Origin of the sequence: Exiguobacterium sp. RIT452 (assembly GCF_003598705.1) — a bacterium.
Classification (GTDB): domain Bacteria; phylum Bacillota; class Bacilli; order Exiguobacteriales; family Exiguobacteriaceae; genus Exiguobacterium_A; species Exiguobacterium_A undae.
In genome coordinates this window covers 95,130-115,966 of record NZ_QXJB01000007.1, presented here as the reverse complement: position 1 = coordinate 115,966, position 20,837 = coordinate 95,130, and the positions used below count along the sequence as shown (strand labels likewise).

At 47.5% G+C, this 20,837-nt stretch carries 22 protein-coding genes; 16 read left to right on the top strand and 6 right to left on the bottom strand.

Translation table 11 applies throughout. The features are described from left to right. Positions 1–15: 15 nt before the first annotated feature. Positions 16–567 (bottom strand): class I SAM-dependent methyltransferase, encoded by a 552-nt coding sequence (locus D3D03_RS14075; RefSeq protein WP_119923918.1) that lies wholly within the window; start codon positions 565–567, stop codon positions 16–18. 100 nt (positions 568–667) lie between these two features. Continuing rightward, positions 668–1,009, bottom strand: coding sequence for an ASCH domain-containing protein (locus D3D03_RS14070; RefSeq protein WP_119923917.1), 342 nt, complete (start codon positions 1,007–1,009; stop codon positions 668–670). 197 nt (positions 1,010–1,206) lie between these two features. On the opposite strand from D3D03_RS14070, the gene D3D03_RS14065 reads away from it, so the two are divergent. From D3D03_RS14065 to D3D03_RS14030, 8 genes are all read left to right on the top strand, one after another. Then, on the top strand, positions 1,207–1,695 hold the full coding sequence (locus D3D03_RS14065) for a MarR family winged helix-turn-helix transcriptional regulator (RefSeq protein WP_028107069.1): 489 nt from the start codon (positions 1,207–1,209) through the stop codon (positions 1,693–1,695). Beyond that, a complete protein-coding gene (locus D3D03_RS14060) occupies positions 1,688–3,412 on the top strand; it encodes an ABC transporter ATP-binding protein (RefSeq protein WP_026834080.1) in 1,725 nt (574 codons plus the stop codon). Before D3D03_RS14065 ends, D3D03_RS14060 begins: the two co-directional genes overlap by 8 nt. Beyond that, positions 3,409–5,280 (top strand): ABC transporter ATP-binding protein, encoded by a 1,872-nt coding sequence (locus D3D03_RS14055; protein ID WP_119923916.1) that lies wholly within the window; start codon positions 3,409–3,411, stop codon positions 5,278–5,280. Before D3D03_RS14060 ends, D3D03_RS14055 begins: the two co-directional genes overlap by 4 nt. A 149-nt stretch (positions 5,281–5,429) precedes the next feature. Next, positions 5,430–5,765, top strand: coding sequence for a rhodanese-like domain-containing protein (locus tag D3D03_RS14050; protein WP_369877654.1), 336 nt, complete (start codon positions 5,430–5,432; stop codon positions 5,763–5,765). Between the two features lie 46 nt (positions 5,766–5,811). Further along, positions 5,812–7,218 (top strand): MBL fold metallo-hydrolase, encoded by a 1,407-nt coding sequence (locus tag D3D03_RS14045; RefSeq protein WP_119923915.1) that lies wholly within the window; start codon positions 5,812–5,814, stop codon positions 7,216–7,218. A 189-nt stretch (positions 7,219–7,407) separates the two neighbouring features. Beyond that, positions 7,408–9,213, top strand: coding sequence for a mechanosensitive ion channel (locus D3D03_RS14040; protein ID WP_119923914.1), 1,806 nt, complete (start codon positions 7,408–7,410; stop codon positions 9,211–9,213). Between the two features lie 223 nt (positions 9,214–9,436). Beyond that, a complete protein-coding gene (bcaP, locus tag D3D03_RS14035) occupies positions 9,437–10,825 on the top strand; it encodes a branched-chain amino acid transporter BcaP (protein ID WP_119923913.1) in 1,389 nt (462 codons plus the stop codon). A 104-nt stretch (positions 10,826–10,929) separates the two neighbouring features. Then, positions 10,930–11,709 (top strand): GNAT family N-acetyltransferase, encoded by a 780-nt coding sequence (locus tag D3D03_RS14030; RefSeq protein ID WP_119923912.1) that lies wholly within the window; start codon positions 10,930–10,932, stop codon positions 11,707–11,709. A gap of 187 nt (positions 11,710–11,896) precedes the next feature. Here the strand turns inward: D3D03_RS14030 and D3D03_RS14025 are convergent, their stop codons facing one another. The 3 genes from D3D03_RS14025 to D3D03_RS14015 form a co-directional block, all read right to left on the bottom strand. Next, entirely contained in the window at positions 11,897–12,583 is a 687-nt protein-coding gene (locus D3D03_RS14025; RefSeq protein WP_119923911.1) for a hypothetical protein, read from the bottom strand. Between the two features lie 149 nt (positions 12,584–12,732). After that, complete coding sequence (locus D3D03_RS14020; protein ID WP_119923910.1) at positions 12,733–13,179, bottom strand: NUDIX hydrolase; 447 nt, start codon at positions 13,177–13,179, stop codon at positions 12,733–12,735. Next, positions 13,176–14,276, bottom strand: coding sequence for a nitric oxide synthase oxygenase (locus D3D03_RS14015; RefSeq protein ID WP_119923909.1), 1,101 nt, complete (start codon positions 14,274–14,276; stop codon positions 13,176–13,178). The genes D3D03_RS14020 and D3D03_RS14015 overlap by 4 nt, the downstream gene beginning before the upstream one ends. Before the next feature lie 185 nt (positions 14,277–14,461). Between D3D03_RS14015 and D3D03_RS14010 the strand changes: the two genes are divergently transcribed. Beyond that, entirely contained in the window at positions 14,462–15,319 is an 858-nt protein-coding gene (locus D3D03_RS14010) for a YihY/virulence factor BrkB family protein (protein ID WP_028107061.1), read from the top strand. Positions 15,320–15,594: 275 nt separating this feature from the next. Here D3D03_RS14010 and D3D03_RS14005 read toward each other — a convergent pair whose 3' ends face one another. Then, entirely contained in the window at positions 15,595–16,461 is an 867-nt protein-coding gene (locus D3D03_RS14005) for a sulfite exporter TauE/SafE family protein (protein WP_119923908.1), read from the bottom strand. A gap of 112 nt (positions 16,462–16,573) precedes the next feature. On the opposite strand from D3D03_RS14005, the gene D3D03_RS14000 reads away from it, so the two are divergent. The 7 genes from D3D03_RS14000 (at position 16,574) to D3D03_RS13970 (ending at position 20,804) form a co-directional block, all read left to right on the top strand. Next, the gene (locus D3D03_RS14000) at positions 16,574–17,422 is read left to right on the top strand and encodes a LysR family transcriptional regulator (protein ID WP_028107059.1); all 849 of its coding nucleotides are present in this window, start codon (positions 16,574–16,576) and stop codon (positions 17,420–17,422) included. Between the two features lie 99 nt (positions 17,423–17,521). Further along, entirely contained in the window at positions 17,522–17,785 is a 264-nt protein-coding gene (locus D3D03_RS13995) for a metal-sensitive transcriptional regulator (protein ID WP_026834068.1), read from the top strand. 55 nt (positions 17,786–17,840) lie between these two features. Further along, positions 17,841–18,320 (top strand): DsrE/DsrF/DrsH-like family protein, encoded by a 480-nt coding sequence (locus D3D03_RS13990; RefSeq protein WP_014969361.1) that lies wholly within the window; start codon positions 17,841–17,843, stop codon positions 18,318–18,320. A 21-nt stretch (positions 18,321–18,341) separates the two neighbouring features. Continuing rightward, positions 18,342–18,701 (top strand): rhodanese-like domain-containing protein, encoded by a 360-nt coding sequence (locus D3D03_RS13985; RefSeq protein ID WP_026834067.1) that lies wholly within the window; start codon positions 18,342–18,344, stop codon positions 18,699–18,701. 21 nt (positions 18,702–18,722) lie between these two features. After that, positions 18,723–19,019 (top strand): rhodanese-like domain-containing protein, encoded by a 297-nt coding sequence (locus D3D03_RS13980; RefSeq protein WP_119923907.1) that lies wholly within the window; start codon positions 18,723–18,725, stop codon positions 19,017–19,019. 49 nt (positions 19,020–19,068) lie between these two features. Next, positions 19,069–19,635 carry a sulfurtransferase TusA family protein gene (locus tag D3D03_RS13975; protein ID WP_119923906.1) on the top strand — a complete coding sequence of 189 codons (567 nt, stop codon included), beginning with the start codon at positions 19,069–19,071 and terminating at the stop codon, positions 19,633–19,635. A gap of 32 nt (positions 19,636–19,667) precedes the next feature. Next, positions 19,668–20,804, top strand: a complete 1,137-nt coding sequence (locus D3D03_RS13970; protein ID WP_119923905.1) for an MBL fold metallo-hydrolase — start codon at positions 19,668–19,670, stop codon at positions 20,802–20,804. Positions 20,805–20,837: the final 33 nt, after the last annotated feature.

The window sequence follows — 20,837 nt, the reverse complement described above, 5'->3', positions numbered from 1 at the left end:
TCGACGGACGGTCGTTCATTTTTTATTTGTAGATTTATGTCCGATGACCGCTACAGTATGGAATTGCCTTGAGACGGGACCTTCGACAAGTGTGATGTCGGTAAAACCATGTGTTTTTGCAGCGGGAATGACTTGGGTTTGTACCAAATCCTTCACGCCAGTCCAGATCTCATCATTTTTGCCATCGCAGAACGTAATGACGAAGTGACCACCTGGTTTTAGCACTTTATAGAGATCTGATAAGGTACCCGAGATATCTTCCCAAAAATAAAGTGTGTGTATAGTAAATACTTTATCGAACTGTTCGTTTGGAAAAGCTAATTTGTTTAGGTCGCCGTATACGATATTGACTTGATTCGACTGAATGGCCTGTTTATTTCGGATTTGGGCGGAACGAATCATGGTTGAAGAAGAATCGACACCAACCATCTTTTTCGCTAATGATTGATGGACAAGTCGCTCGATGGCATAACCTGCTCCGCAGCCGAGTTCTAGAATGGTGTCATCTTTTTGGACGTTCAGCAGATTTACGGTCCACTCAGTCTCAGGTTGATGTTGTCTCACCATTTTTTCCCCGATGTATGTTCCAAACCGTCCTGTAGGATGTGCATATTGCTGATCAATGAAACGTTTAATGGTTGCAATGATGGTGATCCGCTCCTTCCGCTTAAAGATTCCGTTCGATTGTTAATGCCAGTGCACCAAATTGTTTCTCTGATTCTCTTGAGTATATCGTATAGGTTGCCTTTAACAAGTCATTCATCGACCAACCGATACAATCGATTTGTTCGAGAGAAACGTTTTCGTAAAGCGATTGAAAATCGTTGAATGCTTGCCGTTCAAGGACTCTGACAATCACTTGTTCATCGGTTGAGAGGTTCGTGAATTCAATCAAATCATCAACTTGGACAGCTTGCCGCTTTTCATCGTTCAAACGGATTTCAATCACTTTTTTTCCGGCAACGATTGACTGAAACGGTTCTTCGTATAATCCCATCTTATGTAGCATTTCAGTTTCTCCTTCCTGACAATCCCCTTGATTTTGCAGATACTTCATTATACTTGAAACGATTAACCGCACGATGATGAATATGTGCATTTTCACATTGTTTATTCATTGACATTCTGAACTAATCGGCGTAATTTAATTTATATAGATAATCGTTCGATATGGAACGATTCAAAATGGAACATGGAGGTGGAAGGATGGAAACGGAACAACGTGAGCCGGTCCGTTCAACGGCAATGATGCAATCTTTTTGGAACGTCCAACGGCATCTCGTTCGGGCAGCTCATCAGACGGCGCAGGAAAATGGACTGAGTTTACCGCAATTTCACAGCTTGATGACGATTGCGCCAAGACGTCCGATTACTCAAAAGGAACTTGCCGCACATACGCATTTACCGAAAAGTACGCTCAGTCAATCAATTGAAGGGCTTGTTCAATCAGGTTGGGTGATCCGGGAAACAAATCCGGACAACCGGCGCGAAGTCGTCCTGAATTTGAGTGATCACGGGCGACAGTTCGTTGATGCAATCAAGCGGCAGGAGGCGGGGATGCAACAACGGCTCGAACAGGTCCTCGATCAGATTGATCCTGCTGCCTTTGAACAGATGCTCAAGACACACGAACAAATTGCAGACGGATTAAAAGACATCTTGTCACCAGGAAACGGAGGCTGTGCAGATGATTAAGTTACTCAAAAATCTGACGACCTATAAATGGGCCGTCTTCGCTGTCTTGATCCTCGTCTTCGCCCAATCGATGTCCGATTTGTATTTACCGACCTTGATGGCGGACATCATCGATAAAGGGGTTGTGACGGGCGATACGGCGTACATTTGGAAAATCGGTGCGGTCATGCTCGGGATTACCGGACTCGGTGCACTCGCAGCGATTGCCGCCAGCTACTATTCCTCAAAAGCCGCGATGGGGCTTGGACGCGACATCCGCCGAAAAGTCTTTAACCACGTCGAACGCTTTACGCTACAAGAGTTTGATCAAGTCGGAACGGCGTCCTTGATTACGCGGACGACGAATGATATTACGCAAGTCCAGCAAGTCGTCATCATGATGTTGCGGATGGTCGTCAGTGCGCCGATCATGTTTGTCGGGGGTCTGATCATGGCCGTCTCGAAAGACGCCAAACTGTCACTCGTCATCGTCGCCGCGATGCCGGTTTTGGTTGTATCGATTCTGTTGATTCTCTGGAAAGGGGTTCCGCTGTTTGGACAAGTCCAAAAACGGCTCGACCGTTTGAATCTCGTCTTACGGGAAAATCTGACCGGGATTCGTGTCATCCGGGCCTTTAACCGGGAATCGGAAGAAAAGGTTCGGTTAACGAAAGCGAATGCCGATTTGACGGACGTCTCGATCAAAGTCAATAAAATCATGGCCTTTTTGATGCCGGTCATGATGCTTGTCATGAACTTGACCGTCGTCGGCGTCATTTGGTTCGGCGGCATCCGGATCAACAACGGCGGGATGCAGATTGGGGATTTGATGGCCTTTATTCAATACGTCATGCAAATCATGTTTGCCCTCGTCATGGCATCCGTTATGTTCGTCATGATTCCCCGGGCAGCCGTCTCGGCGAAACGGATTAATGAAGTCCTCGAGATGGAGCCGACGATGGTCGACGCCGGAACAGCTTCCGCCGACCGCGAACGCGGCACACTGGTCTTTGACCGGGTGACGTTCAGTTATCCGGGAGCCGAAGCTCCGGTCTTATCAGACATCAGCTTTACAGCGCGTCCGGGTGAAATTACGGCCGTGATTGGCGGAACCGGCTCCGGAAAATCAACGCTGGTCAATTTGATTCCCCGGTTTTATGACGTGACGAACGGCAGTATTCAAGTCAACGGTGTCGACAGCCAAGCCGTCCCGCAAGAGGAATTACGTTCAAAAATCGGTTTTGTGCCGCAAAAAGCGTTGTTGTTCACGGGAACGATCGCGGACAACATCCGCTTCGGGAAAGAGGACGCGACGGACGAAGAAATCAAACATGCGGCGCGTGTCGCCCAAGCGACGGATTTCATTGAACGGATGCCGAATCAGTATGACTCGATCATCGAACAAGGTGGATCCAACGTCTCCGGTGGCCAAAAACAACGCTTGTCGATTGCCCGGGCGCTTGTCCGCAAACCCGACATCTATGTCTTTGACGACAGTTTCTCGGCGCTTGATTTTAAAACAGATGCGACCTTACGCAAAGCTCTGAAGCAAGAAACGGAGGACGCAACCGTCTTGATCGTTGCCCAGCGTGTCAGTACAGTCATGGATGCCGATCAGATCATCGTTCTCGAAGAAGGGAAAATTGCCGGAATCGGAACACATGACGAACTGTATGAAACAAACGACGTCTATCAAGAAATCGTCAAATCCCAACTGTCAGAGGAGGAGATCGCATGAGTACAAGTACAACAAAACGTCCTGCCGGTGGTCCTCCAGGTGGACCGGGTGGTGGTCCCGGCGGCGGGAACATGATGATGATGGGCGAAAAACCGAAAAACTTCAAAGCGACGTTCCGCCGGTTGCTCGGCTATCTGAAACCGCGTCGGACGGCCTTGATTGCCGTCTTCATCGCCGCGATTCTCAGTACCATCTTCATGATTGCCGGACCAAAAATCATGGGAACGGCGATCACGGAACTGTTCGAAGGGGCATATGCCAAGTTCCAGGGAGTACCTGGTGCGGAAATCGACTTTACGAAAATCGGACAGATTTTATTAGTGCTCGCCGGACTGTATGTCATCAGCAGTCTGTTCAGTTACATCCAGCAATACATCATGTCGAGTGTCGCCCAAAAAACGGTCTATGATTTGCGCGAAGACGTCAATCAGAAACTGGAGCGGTTACCACTCAAGTATTATGACGGCCGTCCGAACGGGGAGACGCTCAGTCGGGTCACAAATGACATCGATACGATCGGCAGTACGTTGCAGCAAAGTGTGACGTCGTTCATCACATCGATCGTGACGATTGTCGGGATTTTGATCATGATGCTGACGATCAGTCCATTGCTAACCTTGATTTCACTCGTCTCGTTGCCGCTGTCGATTTTTGCGATTCGTCCAATTTTGAAACGGTCGCAAAAATACTTCGCCGATCAACAACGGACGCTCGGACAATTAAACGGACACGTCGAAGAGATGTATACCGGTCATCCCGTCGTCAAGGCGTTTGGACATGAACGGAAAGCTGTTGAACAGTTTGATGCCGTCAACGACGAGTTGTATGAGGCGGGACGAAAAGCCCAGTTCATCTCCGGGATCATCATGCCGATGATGATGTTCATCGGCAATATCAGTTACGTCTTGATCAGTGTCGTCGGGGGGATTCTCGTCACCCAGCGCAGCATCTCGATCGGGGACATTCAAGCGTTCATCACCTATACACGCCAGTTCACGCAACCGATCACCCAGACGGCGAACATTGCCAACATCGTCCAGTCGACGGTCGCCGCTGCCGAACGGGTCTTTGAACTGTTGGATGAAGAAGAGGAAGTCAAAGAAGTGACGACGCATCAGTTGGCGAAAGCCGACGGAGCAGTTGCGTTTGAACACGTCGACTTCGGTTACGGCGAACAACTGTTGATCGAGGACATGAACATCGACGTTAAACCGGGTCAAACGGTTGCGATTGTTGGTCCGACCGGTGCCGGGAAAACGACGCTGATCAACCTGTTGATGCGGTTTTATGAACTCAACCACGGTGTCATCCGCATCGACGGCATCGATACGCGGAAGATGTCACGGGAAGATTTACGGACGACGTTCGGAATGGTGTTGCAAGATACGTGGCTCTTTAACGGAACAATCCGCGACAATCTCGCCTACGGAAAAACCGGTGCGACGGAAGAGGAAATCGTCGAAGCAGCAAAAACGGCTCACGCCGATCACTTCATCCGGACGTTACCGGACGGCTATGACACCGTATTAAACGAAGAAGCGTCGAACATCTCGCAAGGGCAAAAACAGTTGTTGACGATTGCCCGTGCGGTCCTCGCCGATCCGCCCATCATGATTCTCGATGAAGCGACGTCAAGCGTCGATACACGGACGGAAATCTTCATTCAAAAAGCGATGAAACGATTAATGGAAGGACGGACGAGCTTTGTCATCGCGCACCGTCTCTCGACAATCAAAGATGCCGATTTGATTTTAGTGATGGATCAGGGAAGCGTCATCGAGCAGGGAACACACGAAGAATTGCTTGCCGCAAACGGGTTTTATGCTGATCTTTACAACAGTCAGTTCTCGGAAAAAGAAGTGGTCTAAGGAGAAAAACAGAGGAAGTGGACTCGGAAAAGGCTTGTCCTTCACCCTACTTCTCCTGAAAAGTGAAACGTCAGACAGTACCCGATCCGGGTGCTGTCTTTTTTGATGCAATCTTTTTTCTTGCGCTTAAATACGGTAGGGGGTATATTGTGGACATCAACTTATGTAGCAAAGGGGCAAACAACTTGAACAACATGACAACAAATGAACTGGAACAAACACTGCAACAAGACGAAACGATCCAACTGATCGACGTCCGGGAAACGGATGAATACGCCGGCGGTCATATCAAACAAGCAAAAAACGTGGCGTTGTCGGAATTGACGGAGCGGACCAACGAACTGGATCCGTCGCGACCGCTTCATGTCATTTGCTTATCCGGCGGACGCAGCATGAATGCCGCGATGTATTTGGAACAAGCAGGTTTTGACGTGACAAACGTTGACGGCGGCATGATGAGCTGGGAAGGAAACGTCATACGCTAAGAACGGATCAATCGAGCACAGCCATTCAACTAAAGGAGGAATCGTTATGTTATTACGCTATTTCTATGATGAAAAATTAGCACAAGCTTCATACATGGTAGGGTGCCAGAAGACGGGAGAAGCGATTGTCATCGATCCGGCACGAAACATCGAACCGTATCTCAAAGAAGCAGAAAAAGAAGGACTTCGGATTTCGGCGACGGCGGAAACACACATTCATGCTGACTTCGTCTCCGGGACACGCGAATTCGCGCAACGTCTCGGAACGACAGCCTATCTGTCCGATGAAGGCGATGCTTCTTGGAAGTATGGTTTTGCTTCAGAGATTCAGGCGCGTCTCGTCAAAGATGGGGAGAAGTTCAAAGTTGGGAACGTGACACTCGAAGTCATGCATACCCCGGGTCATACCCCGGAACATATCTCGTTCGTTTTATACGATCGTGACCAAACGGTGCCGATGGGAATCTTTACAGGAGACTTCGTCTTCGTCGGCGATATCGGGCGTCCGGATTTACTCGAAGAAGCGGCCGGGATTCAAGGGACGACAGCAGTCGGAGCGAAGCAGATGTTTGACTCACTCAAACGATTCAAAGCGTTACCGGACTTCGTTCAAGTCTGGCCGGGTCATGGAGCAGGCAGTGCCTGCGGGAAAGCACTTGGTGCGATTCCAACCTCTACGGTCGGCTACGAAAAAGCGACGAACTGGGCATTGCAGATGGAGGACGAGGCAGCATTTGTCAAAGAATTGACGACGGATCAGCCGGAACCACCCAACTACTTTGCCATGATGAAACGGGTCAACAAAGAGGGCATTGCCGTCACAACGACGCTTTCTGCACCACGTGCCGCGGACGCTTCCGAACTAACAGAGCTTGTTCAAACGATGCAAGTCGTGGATACACGAGACGGAAAATCATTTGCTGCCGGTCATGTACCCGGCACGCTCAACATTCCGTACAACTTGAAGTTCGTCACATGGGCAGGTTGGTTGCTTGATTTTGACCATGACATCGCCGTCATTGCAGAACCGGATCAACTTCAGATGATCCAGACAGATTTACAGTCCGTTGGTCTCGATCGCTTCGTAAAAGTGGTTGACGTCGCGAATCTTTCAGATGAGCAATTGACGGAACGTTATCCGGATTGGAGTGCGGATCAGGCGATGCAAGCGGCAGAAGCGGGTGATGTCTTTGTCCTGGATGTCCGGAACAAAACCGAATGGGACGGCGGACATTATGCGCAAGCAAACCGGATTTTGCTTGGGGAGCTTGCAACACGTCATCAGGAAATTCCGACAGATCGACCGGTCGCGGTGCATTGTGCATCGGGCGTCCGTTCACGGATGGCGGTCAGTGTGTTGCAATCGCATGGTATCAAAGACGTCATCAATATCGAGGGCGGATATACGGCGATACAGACCGCTTTGAATCAACGCACGGCAACGAAATCATGACGGTAAAATACTAAAAAAGCATAGTTTATTGTAAATGGATGGTTCTGACTAGAATCATCCATTTTTTTAAATACTATTCACAAACTCCCACATTCAGGTTAAATGTGGTTTAGTAATTTCTTTAGCGGGGGAAATTAAAGAAGTGTCGGAGATATATTAATTTATTTAGAGATGAAGGAGTGTGGCAGGATGAACAACTTTTGGAACAGTACGTCGCTTGACCTGAACGGGATTCTAGGATCCCTCGGCAACATTTTAGGAGCACTTATCGTATTCCTGATCGGATGGCTGATTGCGAAGCTGATCGCAAACGGCATTCAAAAGGCATTAGAAAAATCTGGTGTCGTCAACAAGTTGTCACCGCAAAAAGAAGGTACGCCACCACAAAAGAAAAAGTGGACGCCTGAAAAAATTATCGGAACTGTTGTTTTTTGGGTCTTGATGGTATTTGTCTTAATCTTAGTCTTTAACATCTTGAACCTGAATATCATCGCAGGACCACTTGCGGATACGATGAGCACATTGCTCGCCGCAATCCCGAATATCTTGCAAGCAGCATTGATTCTTCTTCTTGCGTACGTCATCGCGGTTGTTCTCCGTATGATCATCGTCAAAGCAGGAACGAAATTGATGTCGAATGAAAAAATTCGTTCGAACAAAATGCTTCAAGGTCAAACGGATCTGTCAAACTATCCGAAGGTTGCAGGCGAAATCGTCTTCTACCTTGTCTTGTTACTGTTCTTACCAGGTGTACTCGGTGCGCTTAACATTGAAAGTGTTTCGGAACCGTTCAGTCAATTGTTGTCATCGTTCCTTGGGTTCATCCCACGTCTGATCGCTGCAGCAGCCATCTTCTTCGTCGGATTCCTCGTGGCGAAAATCGTTCGCGATATCGTAACGAACTTCCTGCATGCTGTCGGGACAGACAAATTTGCTTCACGCTTTAACATTGGTACAAACGAACAAAAAGATACAAAATCACTTTCTTCAATCCTTGGTACAGTCGTCTTCATCCTGATCTTAATTCCGATCACGATTTCGGCACTGGATCAACTCAACATTAAAGGAATCACAGGACCAGCCATCAACATGCTAAATGATGTTCTCGGTATGATTCCAAACATCATCATCGGCGTCGTCTTGATCCTTGTGGGTCTTTACGTCGGTCGTTTCGTCAAGAAATTCGTTGCGGACCTCTTGTCACGCCTTGGATTCAACAACTTAACACGTCATTTGAAAATCGGTAGCTGGGATGCGAACAATGCTTCGACATCACCATCATCGATCGTTGGATCACTTGTTGAAATCGTCATCGTCGTCTTGTTCGTCGTTGAAGCATTCAACCTGATTGGTCTCGACTTCATGGTTGACCTGGGTCGCGCAGTTCTTGCTTTCCTTCCAAGTGTCTTGACGGCAATCGTCATCTTGGCAATCGGTATCATCATCAGCAACTTGGTGAAACGTACAATGGACAGCTTGTTCGCGAACTCAGACTTAAAAGTTCTTTCAAGCGTCGCAAAATATGCCATCCTTGCTCTTGCTGTCTTCATGGCACTTGATCAGCTTGGTGTAGCAGCAACAATCGTTAACTCGGCGTTCATCTTGATCCTCGGTGCTGTCGCACTTGCTTTCGGACTGGCGTTTGGTTTAGGTGGTCGTGATAACGCATCACGTTACCTCGATCGTCTCCAGAAAAAAGCAGAAAATGCAGACATCGACACATCGAACCTGCCATCAAACAACACATCGTCTGCTTCAACAAAGCCGAGCTTAAAAGAAGCAGCAAAAGGTGCAGCATCAAAAGCAGCAGATGATGTCACACCAGATCAAGCATCAAAAGCCTCTAAACCATCATCTTCTACGAACGTGAACCCGACACATGGTACGCCAAAGGGTGCACTTCCTGAAAATGATTTAGCACAACAAGACGATTATCCGATCGATCCGGATGCTAACCGCGGTCCGAACTTAGATCACCCAAATGATCGTCCGTAACCAAACCAAAACTCCTTCACCCATCGGTGGAGGAGTTTTTTAGTGCGTTAACGCGTATCCACATATTTGTATTGTAGTAAAACAACAAAACTGGTTTGACCAATTTGTGAAAAAACACAGAAAGAACGGCTTATAAAACCTGACATCGTTTGTTATGATGATGAAGTCAATCAGAAAAATGATTTGAATATTCAGAAAAAAGAGAAAGTTCGGAGGGTGTTTTATGAGTTTGCTTCGTAAGAAAGACGTCAGTGTCATGATGGATCAAAAAAGTCATTCCAAATTGGCACGGCATTTATCGGGTTTTGATCTTGTCTTACTCGGTATTGGTGCCATTATCGGGACGGGAATCTTTGTCCTAACAGGAACAGGAGCGCTGTATGCAGGACCAGCTTTACCGGTTGCATTTATTATTTCTGCTATTGTCTGTGCATTAGCCGCCCTCTGTTACGCGGAATTTTCATCGATGATTCCTGTGTCGGGTAGTGTCTACACCTACACGTACGCAACGATTGGGGAACTCGTTGCCTGGATTATCGGTTGGTGTCTCATATTAGAATACGGTTTAGCGTCGAGTGCGGTCGCAACAGGCTGGTCCGGTTATTTCCAGTCGTTATTATCCGGATTTGGTATCAGTTTACCGACTGCTTTAACCGCTGCACCAGGAGCAGTACCCGGCAGCGAAACGTTCTTCAACTTGCCGGCCTTCTTGATCTTAATGGTCATCACGTTCTTATTATCGATGGGGATTAAGGAAACAAAACGCGTCAACAATATCATGGTTCTCGTCAAAGTCGCCGTCGTCATCTTGTTCATCGTCGTCGGGATCTGGTACGTTGAGCCAGGCAACTACGCACCGTTCGCACCGTTCGGTATCAGTGGTGTGTTACAAGCTTCCGCCATCGCCTTCTTTGCGTATCTTGGTTTTGATGCCGTCACATCGGCAGCAGAAGAAGTGAAAGATCCAGGCCGTAACTTACCGATCGGGATCTTAGGATCACTTGGGATCGTTACCGTATTGTACGTTGTCGTATCCGCCATCATGGTCGGAATCGTCCCGTTCAAACAATTTGAAGGGGTCGACAGCCCGGTTTCACTTGCATTAAAAGTAGCCGGTCAGGACTGGGTCGCAGGATTCGTTGACTTAGGCGCGATCGTCGGGATGACAACGGTTATCCTCGTCATGACATTTGGTCTTGTTCGTCTCTTGTTCGCAATGAGCCGTGATGGCTTGTTGCCAAAAGTTTTCTCGGACGTGAACGAAAAATCGCATACGCCGGTGAAAGCAACATGGATTTTAGGAACAACAGCCGGATTGATTGCCGGATTCGTTCCACTCGGTACGCTCGCAGAATTAATCAATATCGGGACACTGGCTGCCTTCTCGTTAATCTCCATCGCCGTCATCATCCTCCGGAAAACACGTCCGGATTTGAAACGGGCGTTCAAAGTACCATTGGTTCCATTCTTGCCGATTCTTTCGGTCCTCGCCTGTATCATGTTGATGTTGAACCTTCAACCGTTCACATGGGTCGCGTTCTTCATCTGGACAGGGATCGGACTTGCAGTTTACTTCCTGTACGGAAGAACACGCTCGAAATTACACCAATAAGATTCGGCCATTCAGAAGCTGTTCTGAATGGCTTTTTTGTTTGGTCCTCGGCAGGAATGGCGTGCTAAAAAGGCGAACAATTGTAAAGAAAGGGGCGATCCGAGATGATTCATATTAAACGGGCACCTGATACAGAAACCGCATTTTTAGTGATGCAAGAGGGATTCAGCGATTACATCATTCCATTAGGTCTTTCACGTGAGGTATTTCAAGAACGAATCCTGGAACGCGACTGGAATCAACTTGAGCATTCGTTTATTGCCTACCACGGCGAACGACCGGTCGCCATTTGGTTGAATGGGCTGAAGACCATCAAGAAAAAGACTGTCATGCGCTGTGGTGGACTGGCGGTTGATCCCCAATACCGACGGCTTGGGATTGCCAAAGCTCTCTATGACGCCCAGCTAAGTTATGCTAAATCGTTAAAGGTCGATTGTCTGATGCTCGAAGTCATTCAAGGAAATGAGCCGGCCATTTCGCTCTATCAGAAATTCGGTTATCGCACAGTCGACGAACTCGGCTATTTTCTTCGGGAAGAACCCGACCAGACGGAGCCGCTTATCGAGATTGATGCTGTTGCATTTGAGCGACGCTACATACAGCAAGGGGAATACATCTGGCAACAAGACCAGACGGTAATGAAGCAGGCGCAAGCACAGTACTATGAACTCGACGGGGCGTTCATTGCGACCGCCAATGAGTCGATTTTTGCGATTGTAACGGAAGAAGACGACATAGCGCGGATTGCGACAGAAGCGACACGCCGTTTGACGGGAACCCGTTATCAGTTGCAGTCGACCAATCCACAAGTGTGGGAAGACTTACGGCAAGCCGGCTGGAAGCAGCGGGACTTGAAGCAATTCGTCATGAGTCAAACCATCTGATATCAAAAAAGCCATGATGTGTGGAAGTCCCCTGGAGGAACGCCACACATCACGGCTTTTTGTCAGGTCCATAAACTGATCATGACGATAATGGCAAAAATCACAAACAGGATTCCGGTGCCACCGAGCATGATCAGCATGATTTTGTTCATCATAGAACAACCTCAAATCTGTAGAAAACTACGATTTATTTTACGAAGTAATTTAAGCTTGCACTATATTTCTCCCATTCGTCCAGTCCTTTGTCATATGTTTTGCTGTTAAAACTACGCGAAAGGTAGCTGTGGGATTCCTTTTCGACTAATTTATTTTTTACCAAAGAAAAATCATGGAAAATAAAGCCGACTTTTTCGCCACCGTTCACATAGATTGGTGTCTGGATGAGGTTTTTATTCATTTTAGGGCGCATACCGTAAGAAAAAATCGAACCAGGATGACGCACTAATTTTTTATCTACAATTGAATACGTTTTTAAACTAATCAGTGACGGAGTTTCTCGAGTTGATAAGGAAAATACGTTTGGCGATCCTGTCGTATTCCTTAATTTTGCACTCGTTCTGAAATCATGTGCTGCTCTGACATAAGGGTTATCTTTTGTATAGTTGTAAGAATAATTGGTCGCTTTGCCGTTAAGATATAGCGTGAACTTTCCGGTGCAAAGTTCATCTTTTCCTTTTAACCATAAGGAATCATTTGATGTAGCCTTGTGACAAGATGCTTTTGTAGAGCGGACAGAAACGGTGTACTTTTTATTTTTAGTGTCTACGAGTGTATAAGTTTGATCGATTTTCTTTGAAGTAGTAGCGGCTTCAGTAGAAAGTGGTAAGAAATTAATTAACGTTACGGCACAGGTGGTAATAAGTAGTTTTTTCAAAGTATAGCCTCCTTTTCATGATAAGCCCATCTTCCATTTTATAACATTTAAAAGGAGTTCGGTTAAAAAGATAAAAAAATAAAACCAAAAACGCCTTTCTTTCGTTTACTGAAGAAGGCGTATGGTCATTCACTTTATAGCGACGCAGGTTAACTCTGGTTTAGATAGTCTTCAATCATCACACGATGCGATCCGACGATGTTATCCGGTACTTCCGTTAACGGAAAATAGGTCAACGCAAAACTTTCCTCGCTGATTCGTAACGTACCGGACGTTTCAGTTGTCACGTAAGCAAGGGTCACGCTTTGAAAGACATCACCGTTTGCAAGCGTCGTGACGTAATTTTTTCCGGAATAGACACCCAGTAACGTCAACTGTTCCGCGACGAGACCGGTCTCTTCCAACAGCTCACGACGGGCCGTTTCTTCCGTTGATTCGGCCCATTCCATCAATCCGCCGGGCAGTCCGAACCGTGCCTGCGATTCATTGCGTTGCTCGAGCAGGATGTGCCCGTTGTTGATGACAAGCACGACAGCACCGACCAAGATCAACGGTGTTTGTCCGACTTGATCCCGCAGCGTCTTGACGTAATTCATCGGGAAACCTCCTGATGGAACGGACAACCGGTGGGGGCAGTTGTTTTTTCTGCCGGGGCAACACCGGGAAAGAAGTTAGGCCGTTTGATTGTCGGTTCAAAGTCTTTATGGAACAGGTATGTCGCGGCACCGCTCATCGGCGGTACAAGCCAGGACCAGTCACCGGTGACATCTCGTTCACATGCGGCTTCATTTTTTTCGAACCGGGCAAACTGTTTGGCAGCTGTATGGTGATCGACGATGGTTACGCCGGCCCGTTCAAACGAATCGAGAACGGCCAGATTCAATTCGACGAGGGCGCGGTCTTTCCATAAGGAACGTTCCCGTGACGTATTGAGTCCGAGTTGTCTCGCAACAAGCGGCAAGAGATCATAACGATCGGTATCCGCTAAATTACGGGCACCGATTTCCGTTCCCATATACCAGCCGTTGAACGGCGCACACGGATAGGAGATACCGCCGATTTCGAGCCGCATATCGGAAATCATCGGCACGGCGTACCATTTGATGGTCTGGTCGCCGAATAAGTCGTAGTCGGGATGGGTGATCGTTACTTCGAGGACCAGGTCGTCCGGAAGCGGATGCAGGCTGACGTGCCCGTCGAGTTCAATCAACAACGGCAAGACATCAAAGGCGGTTCCCTGACCGGACCAACCGAGTGACTGGCACTGGTTGGTAAAGGCAACGGAGTTCGGGTCCCCGGTGATGCCCTCCGGTGTCTCATATCCGGCATAACGAATCAATTGATGATTCAAGACGCGGACGCGGTCCGGGTGGAAAATCGTAATCGTCGAACGGACACGACCATCATTCGTCGCATACTCGATATGCTCAAACAAGGCATCGCGAATCGTCTCGATGGTTAAAGCATCCCGTGCGTCGATGACGTGGAGCTGATCCCAAAAGAGGCGGCCGATACAGCGGTTGCTGTTGCGCCAGGCGAGCTTTGCCCCGTACGCTAACTCTTGGGACGTTTGTTCATATGTCCCTGTCCGGGAAATTTCATTCCGGACTTCATGCAGGCGATTACTGTCCTGCGGGTATTGTTCTATATAGTCAGTTAAGAAGCGTTCGGCTTCGGCAAGTAAAGTAGGCACGGCGTAGAATCCTTTCTTTTATCCAACACGACGATTGTTCTTGTTTCAGTGTACCGCCTGCTTCAGCTTTCTGCCAATCGATAATCGTTAAACGCTTACTTACGAGTTCAAAAGACTACAAAAGTTTAAAAGTAGCACTGAAAGGGGGATAGAGAAAGGAATCATTCGAAAGTGAGGAAATAGTTATGTCATTATTAAAACCTGTATTTGCGCGTTTTTTCGGCGAAGCCTTCTTTGATAAGTCGGCACAACTCGCCTATTATCTGATGTTGTCCTTATTCCCGTTTTTATTATTTGTTGTGGGACTGGTGTCCTTTTTACCGTTTACGTCCGGAGACGTGCTCGATTTGATCCGTCCGTTTGCACCGGCAGAGACGTATGAGTTGATCCGGAGAAATGTCGTCGGAATTTTTGATGACGGTGGATTAAAACTCGCCTCGATCAGTTTCCTGGCCGCCTTTTGGCTTGCTTCGATGTCGGTCCAATCACTGGTCCGTTCGTTAAATGATGCGCTCGAAGTGACACGAAAAGTGCCGTTTTGGAGAGGGTTGTTGCAGGACTTTGGTTTTACGATCGGAATGATGGTCATCTTACCGATGTCACTTCTCGTTCCGGTGGCGGAAAAGCTGACGCGCCGCTTCATCACGCATTTTGCCCTCGTCAATGACTTTGTCACCAACTATTCGTGGGTCTGGTTTCTGTTCCGCTGGGGACTCGGTTCGTTGTTCCTGTTGATGTTCTTCATCCTGCTCTACCGCGTCTTGCCGAGTGTCCGGCTGACTGTACGCCAAGTGTTACCGGGTGCCGTTTTTGCAACGATTGCCTGGCAGGCGGTATCGGAATTCTTCTCGTACTATGCAGAATTCGGCAGTTATGACCGTCTGTACGGACAACTCGCCGGGATCATCGTCTTGATGACATGGTTTTATCTTTCATCGGTCGTCTTGATGCTCGGCGGCTTGATGAATGCTGAACGGATGCGTCAAAAGAAGGAAGCCAAAGTTTTAAAACCCGAAAAAATCAAACAAGAGACTGTCCGTTAAGGGCAGTCTCGGATTGAAGACAAAGTAGTGGTTTTTCTCTTTATCGAGAAGAACCGCTTTTTTGTTCGCTTCGAATCGTTTTCCTGGGACAAGCATCGCGCCGCATCGCTTTGCTGCTGGGTCGCTCCTGCTTGTTTTTCCCTAGGAATCGATTTCGAGTGAACAACCGCTTTTTCTTTCACGCTTTTGGGTATAAAACCAGCATAGATATTCAAAAGAAGAAGAATCATTATGATGGGAAAAAGAGATCAACATCATTGTTCTGAGACTGTCCGTTAAGGACAGTCTTTTGTTTGACGTTGAACGGTTTTTTGATAGAAGAACAGACCAATCAATCCGGTCGTAAACAAAGCGAGCAGGAGCAGAGAAAGTTGTTCATGGTGTGTCGTTTTCAAGAAAACACTCGTGGCGACGGCTGCATAAAAACTGCCCAAACTCTTTTTAACAAAGTGTGTGCTGAAGAGATTGAGAAAGGAAGCACCGAGTGGTGAGCCGATCAGTGCGCCGATAATCAAAACCACTCCTAAACCGAGCGGAGCCTGCGTCCCCGAGATGAAGTAACTCGTGATCCCGCCGAGGACAATTAACGTAGCTGCTGCGATACTGGTTCCGATGGCTTGTTTAAGGGGGAAACGCACCCATCCCATCAGCAGCGGTGTAAGCAAAAAGCCACCGCTGACGCCCATCAAAGACGACAGAATTCCGGCGGCTCCGCCGATTGCGATCAATTTATAAAACGAAGCGTGCGGAACAGGCGTCTCGCGGATGATTTTTTTTGCCGGTTTTAAGAATTGAATCGCAAATAGAAGCAACAGGACGATGTACAGCGTGGAAATAATGATGTCTGCACCGCTGTGTTGTTCCATCCAAAAGACGACAGGCGTAACGGCAGCAGATCCGATGATCCCTGCCAGCCCAATCGTACCCGCATCCCGAAGATGAAAGTTGTTCTGGCGGAGGTGGGCAAAGGTGCCGGTTACCGTCGAACCAAGCGTCAACAGTAAACTTAAGACGATCGCTGTACTGGGGGCGTACCCTAAGATCAATAAAAGAGGGGTCAAAATGATGCCTCCACCGATTCCGAAAAAGCCGGAAAGAATGCCGATCGCGGCGCCGAGTAAAAGAAAAAGTAATAGTTCCAAAGGGTGTTCCTTCTTTCTGTGAGGTGATACAGATGACTTTACGGGGAAAGTCTTGATCAGGAAAATGAATTATACTGATACTAAGGATCAGAAAAATAAATGAGGTGAAGAAATGAATTTTAATGAACTGAAGACATTTGTTACGTTAGTCGAAACAAAACACTTTACGAAAACAGCTGAACGGCTGTATATTTCGCAGCCGACGGTCAGTCTTCATTTAAAGCATCTTGAAGAACATTTCGGGCAAAGTCTGATTCATCGGCATACGTTTAACAAGACGATTGAAATCTCAGAAGCCGGACGGATTGTGTATCGCCATGCCAAAGAAATTCTGCACCAGACGGTACGGTTGGAACAAGAAATGGATGAATTAGAAGGGATTACCCGAGGGACCTTAAGAATCGCCGCGACGCATACCATCTATGAAGCGATGTTAGAACAGATGATCCACGACTTTCTTGTCGCTTATCCGGACGCGTCAGTGGATGCCCGGGTGATGAACCAAGAACAAGTCGAGCAGGCATTACTTCATCACGAAATCGATTTAGGGATGGTGGAAGGACCACATCATTCCCATCAAATCGAGGCGCTTCCTTTTGCGACCGACCGATTACGGATCATCGGTCACGAAAGCCTTGCTTTGGAGCAGGCGACGTGGATTTACCGGGAAGAAGGGTCAGCTGCCCGCTTCGCACTGGAAACATGGTTAGCCACGCAAGCGATTGTTCCAAAACGGATCATTACCGTGTATTCCAATCGGCTGATTAAACAATTGATCGCGAACGGGACGGGAATCTCGATTCTCTCGGAACGTTTGGCAGGTACTTTGCTCGATTCGAATAGATTTAAGACACATGATGATTCCCGAATCGACCAACGCGTTTTTCAATTCATTACGTTAAAAGGGGAGACGACCCGTCTGTCCCACAAGTGGATGAAGGAACACTCCGGATCAGATTAAAAACTTTTTCGTTGACTTATACCCCTGTAGGTATTATTGTATGGAATGTAGCCAATGGATATGACGCAGGTCACACGAAAAAAGGAGCGTGTTCTTCACATGGAAAAAGTATACGAAGACAAAATCATTCACCGGATGAACCGGATTGAAGGGCAACTTCACGCCATCACCCGGATGATGAAAGAAGAAGCATCCTGCAAAGAGGTTGTCACTCAACTGAGTGCGACACGGAGTGCGATTGATCGTGTCATTGGACTGGTCGTGAGTGAAAATCTCATTGACTGTGTGACGAATGATGACACGGCAGACAATCATGAACAGGCTGTAGCAGAAGCGGTTCAACTGTTATTGAAAAGCAGATAAAAAAATTTTAAAAGAAAATATACCCCTTAGGGTAAAAAACGGAGGAATTATTCAGATGTCAGAGATTAAAAAAACAACGATTGTATTGTTCAGCGGAGATTACGATAAGGTCATGGCAGCATATATCATTGCCAACGGTGCAGCGGCTTACGACCATGAAGTGACGATTTTCCATACGTTCTGGGGATTAAACGCGATGCGCAAGGACGAACCGATTCAGCCCGATAAAACGTTGCTTGAAAAAATGTTCGGGAAATTCATGCCGCGCGGAGCAGACAAGATGCCGCTCTCGAAAATGAACTTTGGTGGTGCCGGTCAGAAGATGATCAAAAACGTCATGAAAAAACACAACGCGATGCCACTTCCCGATCTAATTGAATTGGCAAAAGAACAAGACGTAAAACTCGTCGCGTGTACGATGACGATGGATCTGCTCGGACTGAAACAAGAAGAACTGCATGACGGGATCGAATATGCCGGTGTCGCTGCATATCTTGCCGATGCCGAAGACGGAAACGTCAACCTGTTCATCTAATCTCGAGGAGGGATGATACAAATGGATATCTTGACCATCGTATTTCTAATCATCGTTGCATTTCTTGCTTATCGGATGTTTGCGCCAACTAAAGGTGTCAACAAATGGTCGACGTCGGACTTAAAACAGAAGTTAGGCGACCGCAACCGATTTTATTTGGACGTCCGGACACCGGGTGAATTCAAAGGCAATCACATTAAAGGCTTTAAAAACATTCCGCTTCAAGTATTGCCGTCACAACTCGACAAGATTCCGAAAGACAAAGAAGTCATCGTAATCTGTCAGAGCGGCATGCGCAGTAAACAGGCGGTCAAACAATTAAAAAAGGCGGGTTATGCCCAGGTTACAGAAGTGTCAGGCGGAATGAACGCTTGGCGTTAACACTAGGAGGAGGAATCACAGATGAAACGATTCACGGCAAAAGAAGTACAGGAAAAGCTTGAAAACGGGGAACAACTCAACATCATTGATGTCCGCGAAGTGGATGAAGTCAAAGAAGGCAAGATTCCGGAAGCGATTCATATTCCACTTGGTCTCGTCGAGTTTAAAATGAACGAACTCGATAAGAAAAAACAATATGTCATGGTCTGCCGTTCTGGCGCCAGAAGTGGTCGTGCCGCAACATATCTCGAAGGACAAGGATTTGAGGTCATCAACATGGATGGCGGCATGATGGCATACGAAGGTAAGACCAACTAAAAAATTTAATGTTAAATATACCCCTACAGGTAAAAAGGAGCGAATACTTTTGCAGACAATCAAAACAGATATCGTACTCGATGCACGTGGCTTAGCGTGCCCGATGCCGATCGTCCGGACAAAAAAGACGATGAAGACGCTGGAACCGGGTCAAGTCGTGGAAGTTCAGGCCACTGACAAAGGATCAACAGCCGATCTCCGTGCTTGGGCGAACAGTACCGGGAATCAATATCTTGGAACAATCGAAGAAGGAGACGTCTTGCGGCATTACGTCCGTAAATCTTCCGGTGACGAGCAAGAAGCACCGGCATTTAAATCGGTTGTTACGAACGAAACTGTTGAAGCGGTTCGCAACAATCCGGATACGCTCATCTTGGACGTCCGGGAAACGGCTGAATATGCGTTTTCCCATATCCCGAATGCCGTCAACATTCCGCTCGGTGAACTGGAGACGCGAATCGGAGAGCTCGACACAGCGAAAACGATTTATGTCGTCTGTCGGACAGGCAGTCGGAGTGATTTAGCCTGCCAACAGCTTGATGCAAAAGGGTTCAACGTTCAAAACGTGATCCCCGGCATGAGTGATTGGAAGTATGACACGCATCAAACCGTTTAATCCGTAAATTATGAGCAGGAGGAATCAAGCAGATGGCACACGCAATGACAACAAACGAAGTCACGCAAAAAATCATTCACCGTGAAAAAATGTTTATCTTGGATGTCCGAAATGAAGAGGCATTTCAAGACTGGAAAATTGAAGGCGAACAGTTTTCATATCTCAATGTTCCGTATTTCGATTTACTCGACGGTGTCGAAGAAATTTTAGATCAACTGCCGACGGACCAACCTGTTCTTGTCGTTTGTGCAAAAGAAGGATCGTCGATCTTTGTCGCGGATTTATTGGAAAAAGCAGGACGGACCGTCTCGTATCTTTCAGGAGGCATGAAAGCCTGGAGCGAACACCTGGAGCCGATTTCACTCGGATCATTAAATGAAACCGGAGCCGATCAAGGGGAAGTCGTTCAATTCGTCCGGATCGGGAAAGGCTGCTTATCATACATGATCATCTCAGAAGGCGAAGCCGTCCTTGTGGATGCCGCGCGGATGACAGATGTTTATCTCGATTATGCCAACGAACGTCAACTGACCATCACGCACGTCTTTGATACACACCTTCATGCCGATCACATTTCCGGCGGACGTGAGATTGCTGAAAAAACAGGAGCAACTTACTGGTTGCCACCAAAAGACGCGACAGATGTCACGTTTGATTATGCAGCACTCGAAGACGGAAGCCGCGTTCAAGTAGGCGATACAAAAATCGATATCCGGGCACTGTATTCCCCTGGACATACAATCGGTTCCACGTCGTTTATTGTCGACAATCGATACCTCTTAACGGGTGATATTTTATTCATCGATTCGATTGGCCGTCCGGATTTAGCCGGTCTGGCAGAAGATTGGGTCGGCGACCTGCGGGAGTCGCTTTACAAGACGTACCGCGAACTTGCGAAAGACCTTGTCGTCTTACCGGCCCATTTCATGCTGATTGAAGAGTTAAATGAAGATGGCAGTGTCGCAGAAAAACTCGATATCTTACTCGCCAACAATCACGGTTTGAACATCGAAGATGAAGAAACATTCCGGAAGATGGTGACCGAAAACCTACCACCGCAACCAAATGCCTATCAAGAAATTCGCGAAACCAACATGGGGAAACAGACGCCGGATCTCGAAGCACAACGCGAGATGGAAGTCGGACCCAACCGTTGCGCTGTTCGCTAAACTAAAAAACCACTTACTTCAGGAGGAATCACA

Coding starts and splice junctions, on each gene's coding strand:
- D3D03_RS14075 (WP_119923918.1), bottom strand. CDS start 567: ATGGTGAGACAACATCAACCTGAGACTGAGTGGACCGTAAATCTGCTG.
- D3D03_RS14070 (WP_119923917.1), bottom strand. CDS start 1,009: ATGCTACATAAGATGGGATTATACGAAGAACCGTTTCAGTCAATCGTT.
- D3D03_RS14065 (WP_028107069.1), top strand. CDS start 1,207: ATGGAAACGGAACAACGTGAGCCGGTCCGTTCAACGGCAATGATGCAA.
- D3D03_RS14060 (WP_026834080.1), top strand. CDS start 1,688: ATGATTAAGTTACTCAAAAATCTGACGACCTATAAATGGGCCGTCTTC.
- D3D03_RS14055 (WP_119923916.1), top strand. CDS start 3,409: ATGAGTACAAGTACAACAAAACGTCCTGCCGGTGGTCCTCCAGGTGGA.
- D3D03_RS14045 (WP_119923915.1), top strand. CDS start 5,812: ATGTTATTACGCTATTTCTATGATGAAAAATTAGCACAAGCTTCATAC.
- D3D03_RS14040 (WP_119923914.1), top strand. CDS start 7,408: ATGAACAACTTTTGGAACAGTACGTCGCTTGACCTGAACGGGATTCTA.
- bcaP (WP_119923913.1), top strand. CDS start 9,437: ATGAGTTTGCTTCGTAAGAAAGACGTCAGTGTCATGATGGATCAAAAA.
- D3D03_RS14030 (WP_119923912.1), top strand. CDS start 10,930: ATGATTCATATTAAACGGGCACCTGATACAGAAACCGCATTTTTAGTG.
- D3D03_RS14020 (WP_119923910.1), bottom strand. CDS start 13,179: ATGAATTACGTCAAGACGCTGCGGGATCAAGTCGGACAAACACCGTTG.
- D3D03_RS14010 (WP_028107061.1), top strand. CDS start 14,462: ATGTCATTATTAAAACCTGTATTTGCGCGTTTTTTCGGCGAAGCCTTC.
- D3D03_RS14000 (WP_028107059.1), top strand. CDS start 16,574: ATGAATTTTAATGAACTGAAGACATTTGTTACGTTAGTCGAAACAAAA.
- D3D03_RS13995 (WP_026834068.1), top strand. CDS start 17,522: ATGGAAAAAGTATACGAAGACAAAATCATTCACCGGATGAACCGGATT.
- D3D03_RS13990 (WP_014969361.1), top strand. CDS start 17,841: ATGTCAGAGATTAAAAAAACAACGATTGTATTGTTCAGCGGAGATTAC.
- D3D03_RS13985 (WP_026834067.1), top strand. CDS start 18,342: ATGGATATCTTGACCATCGTATTTCTAATCATCGTTGCATTTCTTGCT.
- D3D03_RS13980 (WP_119923907.1), top strand. CDS start 18,723: ATGAAACGATTCACGGCAAAAGAAGTACAGGAAAAGCTTGAAAACGGG.
- D3D03_RS13970 (WP_119923905.1), top strand. CDS start 19,668: ATGGCACACGCAATGACAACAAACGAAGTCACGCAAAAAATCATTCAC.